The 15448-nt window shown below is 67.3% G+C and carries 15 protein-coding genes; 10 read left to right on the forward strand and 5 right to left on the reverse strand.

Going from position 1 to position 15448, the window contains the following annotated elements; translation table 11 throughout:
* Positions 1-55 precede the first annotated feature (55 nt).
* The 5 genes from rbfA (at position 56) to AC5P8Z_RS07390 (ending at position 5849) form a co-directional block, all read left to right on the forward strand.
* A complete protein-coding gene (rbfA, locus tag AC5P8Z_RS07370; protein WP_005410447.1) occupies positions 56-439 on the forward strand; it encodes a 30S ribosome-binding factor RbfA in 384 nt (127 codons plus the stop codon).
* Positions 440-544: 105 nt separating this feature from the next.
* Positions 545-1453: a tRNA pseudouridine(55) synthase TruB gene (gene truB, locus AC5P8Z_RS07375; protein ID WP_495228604.1), complete on the forward strand. Its 909-nt coding sequence runs from the start codon at positions 545-547 to the stop codon at positions 1451-1453.
* Between the two features lie 173 nt (positions 1454-1626).
* A complete protein-coding gene (gene rpsO / locus AC5P8Z_RS07380; RefSeq protein ID WP_005410445.1) occupies positions 1627-1887 on the forward strand; it encodes a 30S ribosomal protein S15 in 261 nt (86 codons plus the stop codon).
* A 151-nt stretch (positions 1888-2038) separates the two neighbouring features.
* Entirely contained in the window at positions 2039-4147 is a 2109-nt protein-coding gene (gene pnp, locus AC5P8Z_RS07385) for a polyribonucleotide nucleotidyltransferase (RefSeq protein WP_286069218.1), read from the forward strand.
* A 133-nt stretch (positions 4148-4280) separates the two neighbouring features.
* Positions 4281-5849: a winged helix-turn-helix transcriptional regulator gene (locus AC5P8Z_RS07390; RefSeq protein ID WP_286069217.1), complete on the forward strand. Its 1569-nt coding sequence runs from the start codon at positions 4281-4283 to the stop codon at positions 5847-5849.
* Here the strand turns inward: AC5P8Z_RS07390 and AC5P8Z_RS07395 are convergent.
* Together AC5P8Z_RS07395 and AC5P8Z_RS07400 are read right to left on the reverse strand one after the other, a co-directional pair.
* Complete coding sequence (locus tag AC5P8Z_RS07395; RefSeq protein WP_495228605.1) at positions 5818-6882, reverse strand: serine hydrolase domain-containing protein; 1065 nt, start codon at positions 6880-6882, stop codon at positions 5818-5820. The genes AC5P8Z_RS07390 and AC5P8Z_RS07395 overlap by 32 nt on opposite strands.
* A gap of 106 nt (positions 6883-6988) precedes the next feature.
* Positions 6989-7996 (reverse strand): tetratricopeptide repeat protein, encoded by a 1008-nt coding sequence (locus tag AC5P8Z_RS07400; protein WP_495228606.1) that lies wholly within the window; start codon positions 7994-7996, stop codon positions 6989-6991.
* 222 nt (positions 7997-8218) lie between these two features.
* On the opposite strand from AC5P8Z_RS07400, the gene AC5P8Z_RS07405 reads away from it, so the two are divergent.
* Positions 8219-9409 carry a glycoside hydrolase family 18 protein gene (locus AC5P8Z_RS07405; RefSeq protein WP_495228607.1) on the forward strand — a complete coding sequence of 397 codons (1191 nt, stop codon included), beginning with the start codon at positions 8219-8221 and terminating at the stop codon, positions 9407-9409.
* Between the two features lie 90 nt (positions 9410-9499).
* Positions 9500-9910 (forward strand): VOC family protein, encoded by a 411-nt coding sequence (locus AC5P8Z_RS07410; protein ID WP_495228609.1) that lies wholly within the window; start codon positions 9500-9502, stop codon positions 9908-9910.
* A gap of 24 nt (positions 9911-9934) precedes the next feature.
* On the opposite strand, the gene AC5P8Z_RS07415 is transcribed toward AC5P8Z_RS07410, so the two are convergent.
* The 3 genes from AC5P8Z_RS07415 to AC5P8Z_RS07425 are packed head-to-tail and all read right to left on the reverse strand — an operon-like array spanning position 9935 to position 12064.
* Entirely contained in the window at positions 9935-11494 is a 1560-nt protein-coding gene (locus tag AC5P8Z_RS07415; RefSeq protein ID WP_286069210.1) for a PepSY-associated TM helix domain-containing protein, read from the reverse strand.
* 10 nt (positions 11495-11504) lie between these two features.
* Positions 11505-11768: a hypothetical protein gene (locus AC5P8Z_RS07420; protein ID WP_054172222.1), complete on the reverse strand. Its 264-nt coding sequence runs from the start codon at positions 11766-11768 to the stop codon at positions 11505-11507.
* Positions 11768-12064 (reverse strand): hypothetical protein, encoded by a 297-nt coding sequence (locus tag AC5P8Z_RS07425; RefSeq protein ID WP_110712976.1) that lies wholly within the window; start codon positions 12062-12064, stop codon positions 11768-11770. Before AC5P8Z_RS07425 ends, AC5P8Z_RS07420 begins: the two co-directional genes overlap by 1 nt.
* A 428-nt stretch (positions 12065-12492) precedes the next feature.
* On the opposite strand from AC5P8Z_RS07425, the gene thrS reads away from it, so the two are divergent.
* From thrS to rpmI, 3 genes are all read left to right on the forward strand, one after another.
* Positions 12493-14394, forward strand: coding sequence for a threonine--tRNA ligase (gene thrS / locus AC5P8Z_RS07430; RefSeq protein ID WP_295565097.1), 1902 nt, complete (start codon positions 12493-12495; stop codon positions 14392-14394).
* 48 nt (positions 14395-14442) lie between these two features.
* Entirely contained in the window at positions 14443-14985 is a 543-nt protein-coding gene (gene infC / locus AC5P8Z_RS07435; RefSeq protein WP_005410437.1) for a translation initiation factor IF-3, read from the forward strand.
* A 265-nt stretch (positions 14986-15250) separates the two neighbouring features.
* The gene (gene rpmI / locus AC5P8Z_RS07440; protein WP_005410436.1) at positions 15251-15448 is read left to right on the forward strand and encodes a 50S ribosomal protein L35; all 198 of its coding nucleotides are present in this window, start codon (positions 15251-15253) and stop codon (positions 15446-15448) included.

Consider the following 15448-nt stretch of genomic DNA (forward strand, 5'->3'; position numbering starts at 1 on the left):
TCCCTGGTAGGGCCCGACCTTGGTCGGGTCACATTCAAATCAAGAGCCTGACCGCGTGCCCAAGACTTTCCATCGAACCGACCGTGTCTCCGCCCAGCTGCGCCGTGAACTCGGCACCCTGGTGCACAACGCCGTGCGCGAGCACGGGTTGCCCTCGGTGAGCGTGTCCGACGTGGAAATCACCCGAGACATGGCCCATGCCAAGGTATTCGTCACCGCGCTGATGCCGGAGCGTTCGGCTGAAGCCGTGGCCGGCCTGAAGGAGCTGGGCTACCGCCTGCGCATGGACCTGGCTCGCGCGATGAAGCTGCGCCACGTGCCGGAGCTGCATTTCCACTACGACGACTCGGTCGACCGTGGTGAGCACATCGACAACATCCTGCGCGACCTGCCCGATACGCTGGCCGCGGAGAAGCGTCGCGAGAGCGACGAAGAATAAGCCAGCGCCGGGCCCATGCCCGGCGTCTTTTCATTCCGGCAACGCGATGCCTGTGCCGGCCGCGCTGCGGCAGCCGGGCATGGCTCGGCTCTACAACATCCTGTCATGACCCGAATTCAGTTCCGCCGCCTGGATGGCATCCTGCTGCTCGACAAGTCGACCGGCATGAGCTCCAACGCCGCCCTGCAGGTGGCCCGCCGCCTGTTCCGCGCCGAGAAGGGTGGCCACACCGGCAGCCTCGACCCGCTGGCCACCGGCCTGCTGCCGCTGTGCTTCGGCGAGGCGACCAAGATCGCCGGCCTGCTGCTCGGCTCGGCCAAGGCCTACGACGCCGAGATCGTGCTCGGCCAGACCACCGATACCGATGACGCCGAAGGCCAGGTGCTGCTGCAGCGCCCGGTGCCGGTGATCAGTGCCGAAGCGCTGCAGGCCGCGCTGGCGCCGCTGACCGGCAGCATCCGCCAGCGTGCCCCGATCTATTCGGCGCTGAAGCAGGGGGGGGAACCGCTGTATGTGAAGGCCCGCCGTGGCGATGTCATCGAGGCCCCGGAACGCGAGGTCCAGGTGCATGCTATCGAGGTGCTGGAGCAGCAGCCGGAACGCCTGCGCCTGCGCGTGACCTGCGGCTCCGGCACCTACATCCGCAGCCTGGCCCGCGACCTGGGTGAGGCGCTGGGCTGTGGCGCGCACATCAGCGCGCTGCGCCGGCTCTGGGTGGAACCGTTCCGCGAACCGGCCATGGTCACCCTGGACCAGTTGCGCGCCATGGTCGAGGCGGGCGACGAGGCGGGCATGGACGCGCTGCTGCTGCCGCTGGCGGCCGGGCTGGCGGAATACCCGCGGGTCGACCTCGATGCCGAACAGGCCCACCGCTTCTGCGTCGGCCAGCGCCAGCGCGACCCGTCCTGGCCGCCTGGCCTGGTCGCCGTGTTCGGTCCGGACGATGCTGTCCAGGGGCTCGGGCAGGTCGATGACAGCGGGCTGCTGGCCCCGCAGCGCCGCTTCAACCTCTGAACGGGGCAGGGTGGTTCAGCCCCGGACCTTGTTCCGAGGCCCCCCGACCGTTACAATTTCGCGGCCGTTTTCCGGCAGCCTGCTCCGCGCAGGTTTCATCCTCGTAGTCCACGGCGAGCCTGGCGGTGCGCGAAGCGCGTTCCTGCCGGCCACGCATCACAGAGAAAAAAGAAATGTCGATCGACACCCAGAAGGTCATTGAAGACAACAAGCGCAGCTCGGCTGACACCGGCTCCCCGGAAGTCCAGGTGGCCCTGCTGACCGCCCGCATCGAGCTGCTGACCGGCCACTTCAAGACCCACAAGAAGGACCACCACAGCCGCCGCGGCCTGCTGCAGATGGTCAACCGCCGTCGCAGCCTGCTCGACTACCTGAAGAAGAAGGACGTCGAGCGTTACAAGGCCCTGATCGAAAAGCTTGGCCTGCGTCGCTAAGCAACGAATCCCCCGCGGCGCAGCGATGCGCCGCGGTTTTGTTTTGTAGTACCGCAATCCCCGATTCAGGCCGGAACGATCCGGTCACCCGCTGGCGGCAAGGGTCGCCGACGGTCCAAATTCGCAGACAGCATCCCCAAGGACACCCTCCGTGGCAAAAATCACCAAAACCTTCCAGTACGGCAAGCACACCGTCACGCTTGAGACCGGCGAAGTCGCCCGTCAGGCCAGCGGTGCCGTCATCGTCAAGATGGACGACACCGTACTGCTGGTCACCGCCGTCGCCGCCAAGAGCGCGCGCGAAGGCCAGGACTTCTTCCCGCTGACCGTCGATTATCAGGAAAAGTTCTACGCCGGCGGCCGTATTCCGGGTGGTTTCTTCAAGCGTGAAGGCCGTGCGACCGAGAAGGAAACCCTGATCTCGCGTCTGATCGACCGTCCGATCCGCCCGCTGTTCCCGGAAGACTACAAGAACGAAGTGCAGATCATCGCCACGGTCATGTCGCTGAACCCGGACGTGGACGGTGACATCCCGGCCCTGATCGGCGCCTCGGCTGCCCTGGCCCTGGCCGGCACCCCGTTCATGGGGCCGATCGGCGCTGCCAAGGTCGGTTACAAGAACGGCGAGTACATCCTGAACCCGACCGTCAGCGAACTGGCTGACTCGCAGCTGGAACTGGTCGTCGCCGGTACCTCCAACGCCGTGCTGATGGTCGAATCCGAAGCCGCGCTGCTGTCCGAAGAAGTGATGCTGGGCGCCGTGACCTTTGGTCACCGCGAAATGCAGAAGGTCATCAACGCGATCAACGAGCTGACCGTCGAAGCCGGTACCAAGCCGTCGGCCTGGGAAGCCCCGGCCAAGAACGACGCGCTGATCTCCGCCCTGAAGGAAGCCATCGGCCCGCGCCTGGGCGAAGCCTTCCAGGTGCGCGACAAGCTGCAGCGCCGCGACGCCATCTCGGCAATCAAGAAGGACGTGTTCGAAGCCCTGGCAGGCCGCGTGGCCGCCGAAGGCTGGAACCCGGCCGAGCTGTCGAAGGAATTCGGCGAGCTGGAATACCGCACCATGCGTGACTCGGTGCTGGACACCAAGGTGCGCATCGACGGTCGTGCGCTGGACACCGTCCGCCCGATCACCGTGAAGACCGGCGTGCTGCCGCGTACTCACGGCTCCTCGCTGTTCACCCGCGGCGAAACCCAGGCCATCGTGACCATCACCCTGGGCACCGCCCGCGACGGCCAGGTCATCGACGCCGTTGCCGGTGAGTACAAGGAAAACTTCCTGTTCCACTACAACTTCCCTCCGTTCTCGGTGGGTGAGTGCGGCCGCATGATGGGCCCGAAGCGCCGCGAAATCGGCCACGGTCGCCTGGCCAAGCGCGGCGTGCTGGCTGTCATGCCGTCGCTGGAGTCGTTCCCGTACACCATCCGCGTCGTCTCGGAAATCACCGAGTCGAACGGTTCCTCGTCGATGGCCTCGGTCTGCGGCTCGTCGCTGGCCCTGATGGACGCCGGCGTGCCGGTGAAGGCGCCGGTTGCCGGCATCGCCATGGGCCTGGTCAAGGAAGGCGAGCGCTTCGTCGTCCTGTCCGACATCCTGGGTGACGAAGATCACCTGGGCGACATGGACTTCAAGGTGGCCGGTACCGCTGAGGGCATCTCCGCCCTGCAGATGGACATCAAGATCGAAGGCATCACCGAAGAGATCATGAAGCAGGCCCTGCAGCAGGCCAAGGCTGGCCGTCTGCACATCCTGGGCGAAATGGCCCACGGCCTGACTGCTCCGCGTGAAGAGCTGTCGGACTACGCGCCGCGCCTGCTGACCATCAAGATCCACCCGGACAAGATCCGCGAAGTGATCGGCAAGGGTGGTTCGACCATCCAGGCCATCACCAAGGAAACCGGCACCCAGATCGACATCCAGGACGACGGCACCATCGTCATCGCGTCGGTCAACGCCATCGCTGCCCAGGCCGCCAAGGCCCGCATCGAGCAGATCACCTCGGACGTCGAGCCGGGCCGCATCTACGAAGGCAAGGTCGCCAAGATCATGGACTTCGGTGCGTTCGTCACGATCCTGCCGGGCAAGGACGGTCTGGTCCACGTGTCGCAGATCTCCAGCGATCGCGTCGAGAAGGTCGGCGACGTGCTGAAGGAAGGCGATGTGGTCAAGGTCAAGGTGCTGGAAGTCGACAAGCAGGGCCGTATCCGCCTGTCGATGAAGGCCGTGGAAGAAGGCGACGCCGTCAGCGCCGAGTAATCGACTGCGCTGGTTCCCGGCAGGTGTCAACCTTGGTTGACACACTTCTGGAGTCGCCAGAATGAAAAAGCGGGCTTCGGCCCGCTTTTTCTTTGCCTGTCTCCCAGCGCAGCGGCAACGTTATGCTTCGCCCATGGACACCCTGCGCCTGCTCGACCTGGATATCGATCGCCCGGCGCAACGCGTCAGTCGCAACGGCGAGGTCTTGCCCGTCAGCGGCCTCAGCTGGACCCTGCTCGACGTACTCCTGCAGCACGGCAACGCCGTCGTGCATTTCGACACCCTGGCCGCCCAGGTCTGGGCACCGGCGGTGGTCGGTGAGGATGCGGTCAGCCAGCGGGTGAAGCTGCTGCGGCAGGCCTTGGGCGATGACAGCCGGCGCCCGCGCTACATCCGTTCGGTACGTGGTCGTGGCTACCAGCTGTGTGCGTCGCCGTTGCCGGCCAGCGTGCCGCCTGCGCCATCCTCGCGCGCCCGCAGGCTCGGCTGGGGCGTTGCGGCTGTCGCGGCGCTGGGCGTGGCCGCCACGCTGCTGCTGTGGCCCCGTTCGACGCCACAGGGGGCAGGGCAGTCGCTGCTGCAGCGCGCCGAGTACTACGCGGGGATCGGCCAGGCCAGCAACAACCGCGTGGCCATCACCCTGTACCGGCAGGCGCTGCAGGCTGATCCCGAATCCACGCCGGCGCGGCGCGGACTGTCCCGTGCGCTGGCGGCGCAGGGCTGCCTGTTCAACGGCACGCCCGAGCAGCTGCGCGAGGCGCTGGCATTGGCCGAGCAGGAGCTCCAGCGCACACCCGGCGATGCCGCCGCGCACGCTCTGTGGGGGTATGCGCAGGACTGCCTGGGCGACATGCGCCAGGCGATCACCGGCTACAGCCGCGCGATCGAACTCGAGCCGGGCGACGAGCGTAGCCGCGCATCGCTGGCCTACCTGCAGCAGGAACGCGGCCAGCTCGCCACGGCGCTGCAGGCCAACCTGTCCCTGAAGGCGCCCGAGCGCATCCGCTTCCGTGACGTGCAGGTCGCGCGCGAGCTCGAACTGCTCGGCTTCACCCAGGCGGCCGCGGATCGGCACGCGCGCAATTTCCAGCTGTACCCCGACAACGTGTTCTCCAACATCGCCTGGCCGCGCAGCCTGTACCTGGCCGGCGCGCCACAGCGAGCCCGGCAGGCGCTGGATGAAGCGCTCGCGCGTGGCACGCCGCATCCGCAGCTGCTGCGCCTGCAGGGCGAACTGGCGTTGCTGGCCGGCGACGCTGCAGGCGCCGCCGACGCGTTCGAGCGTGGCCGCCAGCTGCGGCCGCAGCAATCGCTGGGCCAGACCCTGGCGGCGTTGCATGGCGCGCAGGCTGCGGACGCCACCTGGATCGACCAGCGCCTGCAGCAGCTCGCTACCAGCGCGGGAGCGGGCGACGGCTGGCCCGATGCGGCGCTGGAGCGGGCGCTGCTGCTGCAGGCCCAGGGCCATGCAGGCGACGCGGTGACGGCACTGCAGCAGGCGGTCGATGACGGCTTCCGCGACGTGGCGTGGCTGCGTGCTACGCCGCTGTTCGTCGGCCTGCGCAGCGCGCCCGGCTGGCCGGCCCTGCTGCAGCGCCTGGACGCCGACATTGCCCGGCAACGTGCGCAGGTGCTGGCCGCCAGCTGGCGACCCGACGACCTTGCCGCGCTCAGCGCAGCGCCGGCAGCAGAAACTCGGTGAGGATGCGCCGCGACTGCGGATGGGCGAAGTTGCGGTTGAACGCCTGGCTGGTGACCACCGCCACCACGCGCTGCTCGGGCAGCACGAACACGTAGTTGCCACCATTGCCGGACATCGCCCACACCGTGCGCGGTGAACCCTGCACGTCCAGCTTCAGGCCCCACCACTGGTAGCCGTAGTCACTGCCGTCGGAGGTGCTCGTCTGTGGTCGCACCATCGCCTCGATGTAATCCTTCGGTACCAGTTGGCGGCCCTGCCAGCGGCCGCCATCGAGCACCAGCTGGCCGAAGCGGGCGAGGTCCTGCGTGCGGTAGCGGGTGCCGCCGCCGCCCATGCCGATGCCCTCCGGCGAGCGGTTCCACTGGCTGCGGGTGATGCCCATCGGCCGCTCCAGGACGCGCGCGGCGTAGTCGGCCAGCGGTTGGCCGCTGGCTTTCTCCAGTACCGCGCCCAGAACGAACGGATTGGCGGTGCAGTAGGCGAACGCGCGCCCATGCGGGCTGTCCTCGGGCCGCTGCATCCACGGCGCGAAGCCCTTCACCGGCAGGCCCAGGGTGAAGTCCAGCCACTTCTCGGACACGTACATGCGTTCCTCGTGGCCGGCCGAGAACGGGTTTTCGTCATCGCACTCCCAGAGGCTGCTCATGGTCAGCAGGTCCTGCACGGTAGTGGCACGCAGGCGCGGGTCGACTGCGTGCTGGGCAGTGAACGTCGGGAAGTAGTCATACACCCCGGCCTGCACGCCGGGCAGGGTGCCTTCGCCAATGGCTGCACCGACCAGCAGCGCGGTCACGCCTTTGCCGGCCGATCGCACGTCGTGCAGGGTCTGCGCGTCGGCACCGTTGAAGTAGCCCTCGTAGACGACCTTGCCATCGACCTGCAGCAGCACGCTGCGGATCTGTTTCAGTTCATCGCTGGCGATGGCCTGCTGCAGGGCCTGCAGACGGGTCTGGTCCGGTGGGGTGGCGCAGGCAGCGAAGGGCTGGCTGCAGACGGCGCAGAGCAGGGTGAGGGCAGGCAGGATCGAGCGCATCGTCGGACTCCATCAAAGGGAGCCCGATTGAGCCTGCGCTGCGTCTGAAGTGCTGGAAACCGGCCTGAAGAATTCTGAAGGCCCTGTGCCACAAGGCTCGCAGGTATCAACCCTGGTTGACGCGCTCTTCCTCTTCTTCCTCGCCCAGCCACCACACCTGGCCCGGCTCGGGGTCACTCAACGGATGCTCGCGCTGTTCGATGGCCTCCAGCACGCGTCCTGGGGCCGCCGCGGTCCACGTCGCCAGCAGCTTCTCCACCGCAGCCCGGCCCTGCGCGGCAATGCCCAGATCGCGCTCGCGCGCCCAGGTGCCTTGCTCAGTGACTTCTGCCTCGTCGCCATGCTGGTGCGGGGTGCCATAGCTGCAGCGGCGGCACAGCCGGCGCACGGTCGCGGTCCAGTCCTCGACCATGCCGATGCCGGGCAGGTCCATGGCCCCCAGGGCAGCGATGTCATCGGCAGAATCGCACTGCACGAACACGGTGAAGGTGGCCATGTCCGATCGCTGCAGGCGCTGCATTGCGTTGAACACCGGTACCTCGTGTTCGCCGTACGTACGTCGGCCGGTCGACGCACCGTCATGCAGCACGATGTCGCCGAAGCGGAAGCCGCTTTCGGGCAGCGGTACGTTGTCGATGCGTGCACGCACCGGATCAATGCGGCTCATGTACACCACCTCGGCATCGGACCACGGCGCCAGGCGCATGCAGGCCACGCCGAAGTTGCCCTCGATCGGGCCTTCGCCCTCGGGCAGGGTGATGCCACAGCGGGTCCACTGGCGCCGTGCTTCGGCCCAGTCCGCCATGCCGGTGGCCGCGATTCCGGCATTCCAGGCGGTGGCGACATCGAATTCCCCGCGCAGCTGCTCCGATCGCAGGTTGTCCTGCAGCGACGCCGGCCAGTCGCGCAGGTACTTGTGCGCCAGCCCGCGCATGTAGTGCAGGTAGGGCACTTCGGGAGCGATGGCGATCACTTCGCCGAACAGCGCCACCGCGCGCGGCAGGTCGCCTTCTTGGAACGCGTCGTAGGCGCGGGCTTCCAGCATCTGGTGTTCGTCGAGGGCGTCGTCGTCCAGCAGGTCGCCGTCGGTGGGAGTGTCGTGATCGGTGCTCATGTCCATGTGCGGTTGAAGATCCGCGGCCACCTTAGCCGAAGTAGGGGACTGGGTGCGCTGCGTCGGCGCGTGTCCTGCTGCAATGCGTGATGGCCGTGGCATGACGGCCTCGTTGTCGGCCTCTGGCCGATCGTTGCTGTCCACTGGACGACATGCGGCGACATCGATCCCACGGCCTCATCGGTTTGCTAACGTGGCGGCGCCTTCGAACCGGGAGTTTCCATGTTCCGCCAGACCGTGGCCGTCCTTGCCGTGCTGATTGCCGGCGCCCTGCCCATTGCCGCGCGCGCCGCGCCTGCACAGCCGCCGATCTTCGGTGCCTACTATCCCGGTGGATCGGCCGAGCGCTACCCGGTGTCGAGCATTCCGGCCGAGCGCCTCACCCACCTGTTCTACGCGTTCTCGACCATTGAGGACGGGCGCTGCACGATCGGTGCGGAAGCACCGAAGAACTTCGCCGCCCTGGCCGAGCTGAAGAAGGCCCACCCGCACCTGCGCACGCTGATCTCGATCGGTGGTTGGGGCGCGGGTGGGTTCTCCGATGCGGCGCTGAGCGAGGCCAGCCGCAAGCGGTTGGTCGATTCGTGCATGGCGCTGTTCTTTGATCGTCACGCCGGCAGCTTTGATGGCGTGGATATCGACTGGGAGTTCCCGGTCAGTGGTGGCCCGAAGGAGCTGGCGCACCGCCCGCAGGACCGCGCCAACCTGACCCGGCTCGCGCAGGCGTTCCGCGTGGCACTCGATGCGCGCGGTCGCAAGATGGGACAGCCGATGCTGCTGACGGCCGCGCTGGCCGCCGGTCGCCTGCAGACCGATGGCCCCTACGATCCGGCGGCGAGCTACGACCTGCAGGCGCTGGCCAAGGTGTTCGATTTCATCAACCTGATGAGCTACGACATGGGCACCGGCTTCTCGGCGGTGTCGACCTTCAACGCGCCGCTGCATGAGATGGCGGCCGACCCGCTGGCGCCGGAACTGCGGCGCTGGAACAACGTGGCCGGTGCCGTGCAGTTCTACCGCGACCACGGCGTACCGGCCGACAGGCTGGTGCTGGGCGTGCCGTTCTACGGGCGCGGCTTCAAGGTCACCGGCGATGCCCCGGATGGGTTGTACCAGCCCTACAGCGCACCGGCCGATGCGGGCGACTGGCGGGTGATCAAGGCGCGCTATCTCGACCAGCCGGGCTGGACCAGGCACTGGCAGCCGCAGGCGCAGAGCCCGTGGCTGTACAACGCCGAACAGAAGGTCTTCATCAGCTATGAAGACCCGCGTTCGATCGGGCTGCGTGCGCAGTTCGCCCGCGAACAGGGCCTGGCCGGCGTGTTCATGTGGGAGCTGACCGGCGACGACGAGCAGGCCAGCCTGCTCAACGCCATGCTGGGCCCCTGGCAGAAAGCGCGCATCGGCGATTGAGCTGCATCAGGCGATGCCCGGCGCAATGCCGCAACGCCATCGGCCCAACCCCGCACAGCATGTCCATGCCCGCAGCGTTACGCTGCGGGCATGATCCGTCTCGAACGCCTGGACCATCTGGTCCTTACCGTCGCCGACATCGACCGCAGCTGTGATTTCTACCAGCGCGTGCTCGGCATGCAGGTCGTGCGCTTCGGCGCGGGCCGCACCGCACTGCAGTTCGGCCAGCAGAAGATCAACCTGCATCCGGCCAGCGCCCCGCTGCAGCCGCATGCGTTACGACCCACGCCGGGCAGTGCCGACCTGTGCCTGGTGACGCATACCGCCACGGCCGATGTACTGGCGCACCTGCAGGCGCAGGCGCAGGCGGTCGCGGTGGAGGAGGGGCCGGTGGCCCGCACCGGCGCACTGGGGCCGATCGAATCGGTGTACTTCCGCGACCCGGATGGCAACCTGATCGAAGTCAGCCATTACCTGGACGAAGCGCACCTGCTCCGGTAGCGCCGGGCCATGCCCGGCCACGCTTCAGTTCGCCCAGACGCTGTTCGGATCGCCGTTGCGGGCACGACGCTGGCTGGCCACCGCCAGGCGGGCGAAGCCAAAGGCCATGGCCAGCGCGATGGCATCGACCCAGAACAGCGGCCAGTGGCCACGCGCAGCCGCACGCCACAGCCAGTCACCATTGAGTGCGCCGTGCAGGATCGGCACCAGCGCGGTACTGATTGCCGCCGCCCACAGCAGCTCGCGTGCGGCCTGTGCCGGGCGGCGCAGCGCGGCCCACAGCGCACAGGCCGCCCAGCTGCCGAAGCAGGCCCAGCGGATGCCGTGGTCGACCGCCGCCGGCGCCAGCCGTTCCAGCACCAGCGCGGTGAGGAACGCGACCGAGATCGCCACGCACAGGCCGATGCACACGCCGACCGTGGCCCGTGCCATGTTTACTCCGGCGCGCGGCTGCTGCGGCTGGCGACGCTTGCGCCGCGATTCGATCCACAGCAGGTTGCCCGAGTAGAACAGGAACGCACCGCCCAGGCCGAGCAGGAAGTACAGCCAGACCACCACGCCGTTGCCGAACTCGCCGAAGTGCAGCGCATAGGCGGCGCTGAGCGTGGCGTGGTTGGCGTCGCGCTGGCCCGGCAGCTGGGTGGCCAGTACCTGGCCGGTGGCGACATCCAGCGCCACGGCGCCGAGCGGGCCGAGGGTGCCGGTGGATTCGCCGGTGATCTCGATGGTGGCGTTGGTGTCGCCCGCGTTGGCCAGCTTCAGGTAGGCCGGCTCAAAGCTGGTCACGCCCTGTGCGCGTGCCACCTCCAGCGCCCGCGCATGCAGCACGCGCAGGCTGCCCGGCGGCGAGGGGATGCCGGTCGCTTCACGCACCGGAGCGGTGTCCATCGCTGTTGGCACGGCCTGCAGGGCCTTGCCGTCGAAAATCAGCGGATTGAGCAGGGCCATCTGCACGAACACCAGGCAGAGCAGGGCTCCGGTCACCGCGAACATCAGGTGGAAGGGCAGGCTCAGCACGCCGATCACGTTGTGCGCGTCCTGCCACAGCTGTTTCAGGTTGCGGCCCGGGCGCAGCGCGAACAGGTCGCCGAGCAGCTTCGGCAGATGGATCACCAGGCCGCTCAGCAGCGCCATGCCGTACAGCAGGCTGACGATGCCCATCACGTAGATGCCGGCCACGGGCAGGCCGAGGCTGTAGTGCAGCTCGTTGACCAGTTCCGCCAGCCCGGTCTGCGGCGGCGTGGGGCTGCCGGCGATCTGACCCGGCCAGGCGTAGCGCCAGCTACCGTCATCGGCCTGCCAGTACGCCAGGGGCTGAGGGTGGTCGGCGCCGGGGAAGGTCATGCCGACGTGGCGGCGGGCTTCCGGATGCGTGGCCAGTACGTCCTCCAGCAGGTACTGCGCATCGTCCAGCCCTGCCGGCAGCGCAGTGGCTGCGCCCGGCGTCTGCCACAGCGGCAGATCGTGGTGGAACAGGGTCAACGCACCGGCGTAGAAGGCCACGAACAGGCCGAAGCCGGCCACCAGGCCGACCCAGGTGTGCAGGGTGGTGAACGTGCGCAGGGTCTGCGAGCTGAACTTCATGGGGCGGGTCTCATTGCACCGCGCCGATCAGGCGCAGCAGCCCAAGCACGGCGAAGCCGGCGGCGGCGCTGCCACCCAGCACCAGCCAGGCACGCAGCGCGCTGCGGAAACTGAACGCCCACAGGGCGGCCAGCATCCACAGCGGGATGAAAGCGATCAGGGTCGGCACCAGCGCCCGCTGCCAGGGGCCGGGCGGCAGCCATGCCAGCAGGCCGGTCGCGGCGGCGGCCAGGAAGAAACCGGCGACGATGCCAGCGAAGGCGCGCGGCCACATCAGGGCGACTCCGCGCCGGGACGGTGCCAGGCGGCCAGGGCCGGCAACAGCATCGCCGCCAGCATCCAGGTGCACAGCATCGCCACCAGGCCGGCAGCGAAGCCGAGTTCTGCCATCCACAGCCACAGCGCAGCGGCGGCCGCGACCAGGCCGATCTGGCGGCCCAGGCGACCGGCGCGGCGCAGGCGCGGCCAGCGGCAGTGCGGCGAGGCGGCATAGAAGGCCAGCGCCGAGAACATCGCCGCCAGCATGCCCAGGCTGCAGAAGCCGAGCGTGGAAAGGCCGACGGTGATCATTGCGGACGGCCGCCGCGGCAGCGGGCCGGCGAACGCGGGGCACGGGCGGGGCCGGCGGGAGCCGGTCGGAGCGGGTGGCGCATCACGAGGTCCTGGGGGAAAGCGGGCAGGCTGGCACGGGGCGGGCTGCGTGCACATGGTAATCATTGCGTTTTCACGCCGCCAGCGGCGGCCATTCAGCGGACCGTACGGTAGCTCTTGGGCTTTCCGGTGCGCTGGTTTAAGATCATCACACTCCCTGACTGGAACAAGGTGGCCCGCGCCCAGCGCCGGCCGAGCGTGCGACATGAGCACTACCACCGCCCACTGTTGACCTGCCCCCGAAGGCCCTGTGTTCCAGGCGCCCTCGTGGCGCTTTTTTATTGCCCGGGCGCCGCCCCGGGACCGCTTTCCAGCCCGCCCCGCGGGCCCCGCACGAAGCCACTGCGATGATCAACATTACCCTTCCCGACGGCAGCCGCCGCGAGTTTGAAAACCCCGTCAGCGTCATGGACGTTGCCCAGTCGATCGGCGCCGGCCTGGCCAAGGCCACCATCGCCGGTGCCGTGGATGGCGTGCTGGTCGATGCCAGCGACGTCATCGACCACGATGCCAGCCTGCGCATCATCACCGCCAAGGACGAGGAGGGCGTGGAGATCATCCGCCACTCCTGCGCCCACCTGGTCGGCCACGCCGTCAAGCAGCTGTACCCGGACGTGAAGATGGTGATCGGCCCGGTGATCGCCGAAGGCTTCTACTACGACATCTACTCCGAGCGCCCGTTCACCCCGGAGGACATGGCCGCGATCGAGAAGCGCATGGGTGAGCTGATCGCCCAGGACTACGACGTCATCAAGAAGATGACGCCGCGCGCCGAAGTGATCGAGATCTTCAAGTCCCGTGGCGAGGACTACAAGCTGCGCCTGATCGAGGACATGTCCGAGGACATCCAGGCGATGGGCATGTACTACCACCAGGAATACGTGGACATGTGCCGCGGCCCGCACGTGCCGAACACGCGCTTCCTGAAGGCCTTCAAGCTGACCCGCATCTCCGGCGCCTACTGGCGCGGCGACGCGCAGAACGAACAGCTGCAGCGCATCTACGGCACCGCCTGGGCCGACAAGAAGCAGCTCGAGGCGTACATCAAGCGCATCGAGGAAGCCGAGATGCGCGACCACCGCCGCATCGGCAAGCAGCAGGACCTGTTCCACCTGCAGGAAGAAGCGCCGGGCCTGGTGTTCTGGCACCCGAAGGGCTGGGCGCTGTGGCAGGTGGTCGAGCAGTACATGCGCAAGGTCTACCGCAACAGCGGCTACGGCGAGGTGCGTTGCCCGCAGATCCTGGACGTGAGCCTGTGGAAGAAGTCCGGCCACTGGGACAACTACCAGGACAACATGTTCTTCACCGAATCGGAGAAGCGCACGTACGCGGTCAAGCCGATGAACTGCCCGGGCCACATCCAGGTGTTCAACCAGGGCCTGCACAGCTACCGCGACCTGCCGATCCGCTACGGTGAGTTCGGTTCCTGCCACCGCAACGAGCCGTCCGGCGCGCTGCACGGCATCCTGCGCGTGCGTGGCTTCACCCAGGACGACGGCCACGTGTTCTGCACGGAGAACCAGATCGAGTCGGAAGTGACGGCCTTCCACCAGCAGGCGCTGGCGGTCTACCGGCACTTCGGCTTCGACGACATCCAGATCAAGATCGCGCTGCGCCCGGAATCGCGCCTGGGTGACGACGCCACCTGGGACAAGGCCGAGGGCGCGCTGCGCTCGGCACTGACCGCCTGTGGCGTGGAATGGCAGGAGCTGCCGGGCGAGGGTGCCTTCTATGGCCCGAAGATCGAGTACCACCTGAAGGACGCCATCGGCCGTACCTGGCAGCTGGGCACCATGCAGGTCGACTTCATGATGCCGGGCCGCCTGGGCGCCGAGTACGTGGACGAGAACAGCCAGAAGAAGCACCCGGTCATGCTGCACCGTGCCATCGTCGGCTCGATGGAGCGCTTCCTGGGCATCCTGATCGAGCACCATGCCGGCCAGTTCCCGGCCTGGCTGGCCCCGACCCAGGTGGTGGTGGCCAATATCACCGACGCCCAGGCTGAATACGTCGCGGGCGTGACCAAAACCCTTGCGGAGCAAGGCTTCCGCGTCAGCTCGGATTTGCGTAACGAGAAGATCGGCTATAAAATCCGCGAGCATACGTTGCAGCGCGTGCCCTACCTGCTGGTCATCGGTGACCGCGAGAAGGAAAATGGGGCTGTGGCGGTGCGTACGCGTTCTGGCGAAGACCTGGGCAGCATGAGCCTGCAGGCCTTCATCGAGCGGCTCCACGCCGAGGGCGCGTAAGCAAAGGTCCGGTCCGGGCGCACAGGCACCCGGACCGGTTCGATACCCTTGGGAGAACGTAATATCAGCACCCCTGACAACAAACAGAACCGCAAGAATCAGGAAATCCGTGTGCCGCGCGTCCGCGTGATCGGCAGTGACGGAGAAATGATCGGCGTGTTGTCGCGCGACGAAGCGCTGTCCATGGCCGAAGATGAAGGCCTGGACCTGGTCGAAATCCAGCCGCAGGCCGATCCGCCGGTCTGCAAGATCATGGACTTCGGCAAGTTCAAGTTCGAAGCGCAGAAGAAGGCCAGCGAGGCCAAGAAGAAGACCAAGCAGGTCGAGATCAAGGAAGTGAAGTTCCGTCCGGTCACGGACGAGGGCGACTACCAGATCAAGCTGCGCAAGATGCGCGGGTTCCTCGAGGATGGTGACAAGATCAAGGTCAACATCCGTTTCCGTGGCCGTGAAATGAGCCACCAGGAACTGGGCCGCGAAATGGCCAACCGGATCGAGACCGATCTGGGCGAGGACATCGTCATTGAATCCCGTCCGCGCCTGGAAGGGCGTCAGATGGTCATGATGATCGCGCCGAAGAAGAAGACCTGAGGCCTGACGGGCCGCCCTCCGGGGCGCCTGGCTGAACGGTTCAGGGTGAAGGGGCGCCATCGGCGCCCCTTTGCTTTTGCGGCATGCCGGAGAATCGCCCTGAAAGGGTTGCAGGGGCTGGTCGCAGGGCGGTTTTGCCTGTATCATGCCCGGCTCGACCCACCCAGGACGGGTCGTACGCCGATCATGGCAGGACGGAAAGAGCGGCCCAGGCCGCCGCCAGATCAGTCAGAAACCAGGGTCATATCCCATCAAGGACATTGCAATGCCCAAGATCAAGACCAACCGGGCAGCGGCCAAGCGTTTCCGCAAGACCGCCTCGGGCAAGTACAAGTGCGGCCACGCCAACCGTAGCCACATCCTCACGAAGAAAGCGACCAAGCGTAAGCGTAATCTGCGTCAGACGGGCCATGTCCGTGCAGAAGACGCAGGCCGTCTGGACCGCATGCTCCCTTACCTCTGA

It is taken from the genome of Stenotrophomonas sp. YJH_SMC_17 (assembly GCF_059371655.1).

Excerpts from the sequence above, each read along its gene's own strand:
- truB (WP_495228604.1), top strand. The coding sequence starts at position 545 with ATGACCCGAATTCAGTTCCGCCGCCTGGATGGCATCCTGCTGCTCGAC.
- rpsO (WP_005410445.1), top strand. The coding sequence starts at position 1,627 with ATGTCGATCGACACCCAGAAGGTCATTGAAGACAACAAGCGCAGCTCG.
- AC5P8Z_RS07390 (WP_286069217.1), top strand. The coding sequence starts at position 4,281 with ATGGACACCCTGCGCCTGCTCGACCTGGATATCGATCGCCCGGCGCAA.
- AC5P8Z_RS07395 (WP_495228605.1), bottom strand. The coding sequence starts at position 6,882 with ATGCGCTCGATCCTGCCTGCCCTCACCCTGCTCTGCGCCGTCTGCAGC.
- AC5P8Z_RS07400 (WP_495228606.1), bottom strand. The coding sequence starts at position 7,996 with ATGAGCACCGATCACGACACTCCCACCGACGGCGACCTGCTGGACGAC.
- AC5P8Z_RS07405 (WP_495228607.1), top strand. The coding sequence starts at position 8,219 with ATGTTCCGCCAGACCGTGGCCGTCCTTGCCGTGCTGATTGCCGGCGCC.
- AC5P8Z_RS07410 (WP_495228609.1), top strand. The coding sequence starts at position 9,500 with ATGATCCGTCTCGAACGCCTGGACCATCTGGTCCTTACCGTCGCCGAC.
- AC5P8Z_RS07415 (WP_286069210.1), bottom strand. The coding sequence starts at position 11,494 with ATGAAGTTCAGCTCGCAGACCCTGCGCACGTTCACCACCCTGCACACC.
- AC5P8Z_RS07420 (WP_054172222.1), bottom strand. The coding sequence starts at position 11,768 with ATGTGGCCGCGCGCCTTCGCTGGCATCGTCGCCGGTTTCTTCCTGGCC.
- AC5P8Z_RS07425 (WP_110712976.1), bottom strand. The coding sequence starts at position 12,064 with ATGATCACCGTCGGCCTTTCCACGCTCGGCTTCTGCAGCCTGGGCATG.
- thrS (WP_295565097.1), top strand. The coding sequence starts at position 12,493 with ATGATCAACATTACCCTTCCCGACGGCAGCCGCCGCGAGTTTGAAAAC.
- rpmI (WP_005410436.1), top strand. The coding sequence starts at position 15,251 with ATGCCCAAGATCAAGACCAACCGGGCAGCGGCCAAGCGTTTCCGCAAG.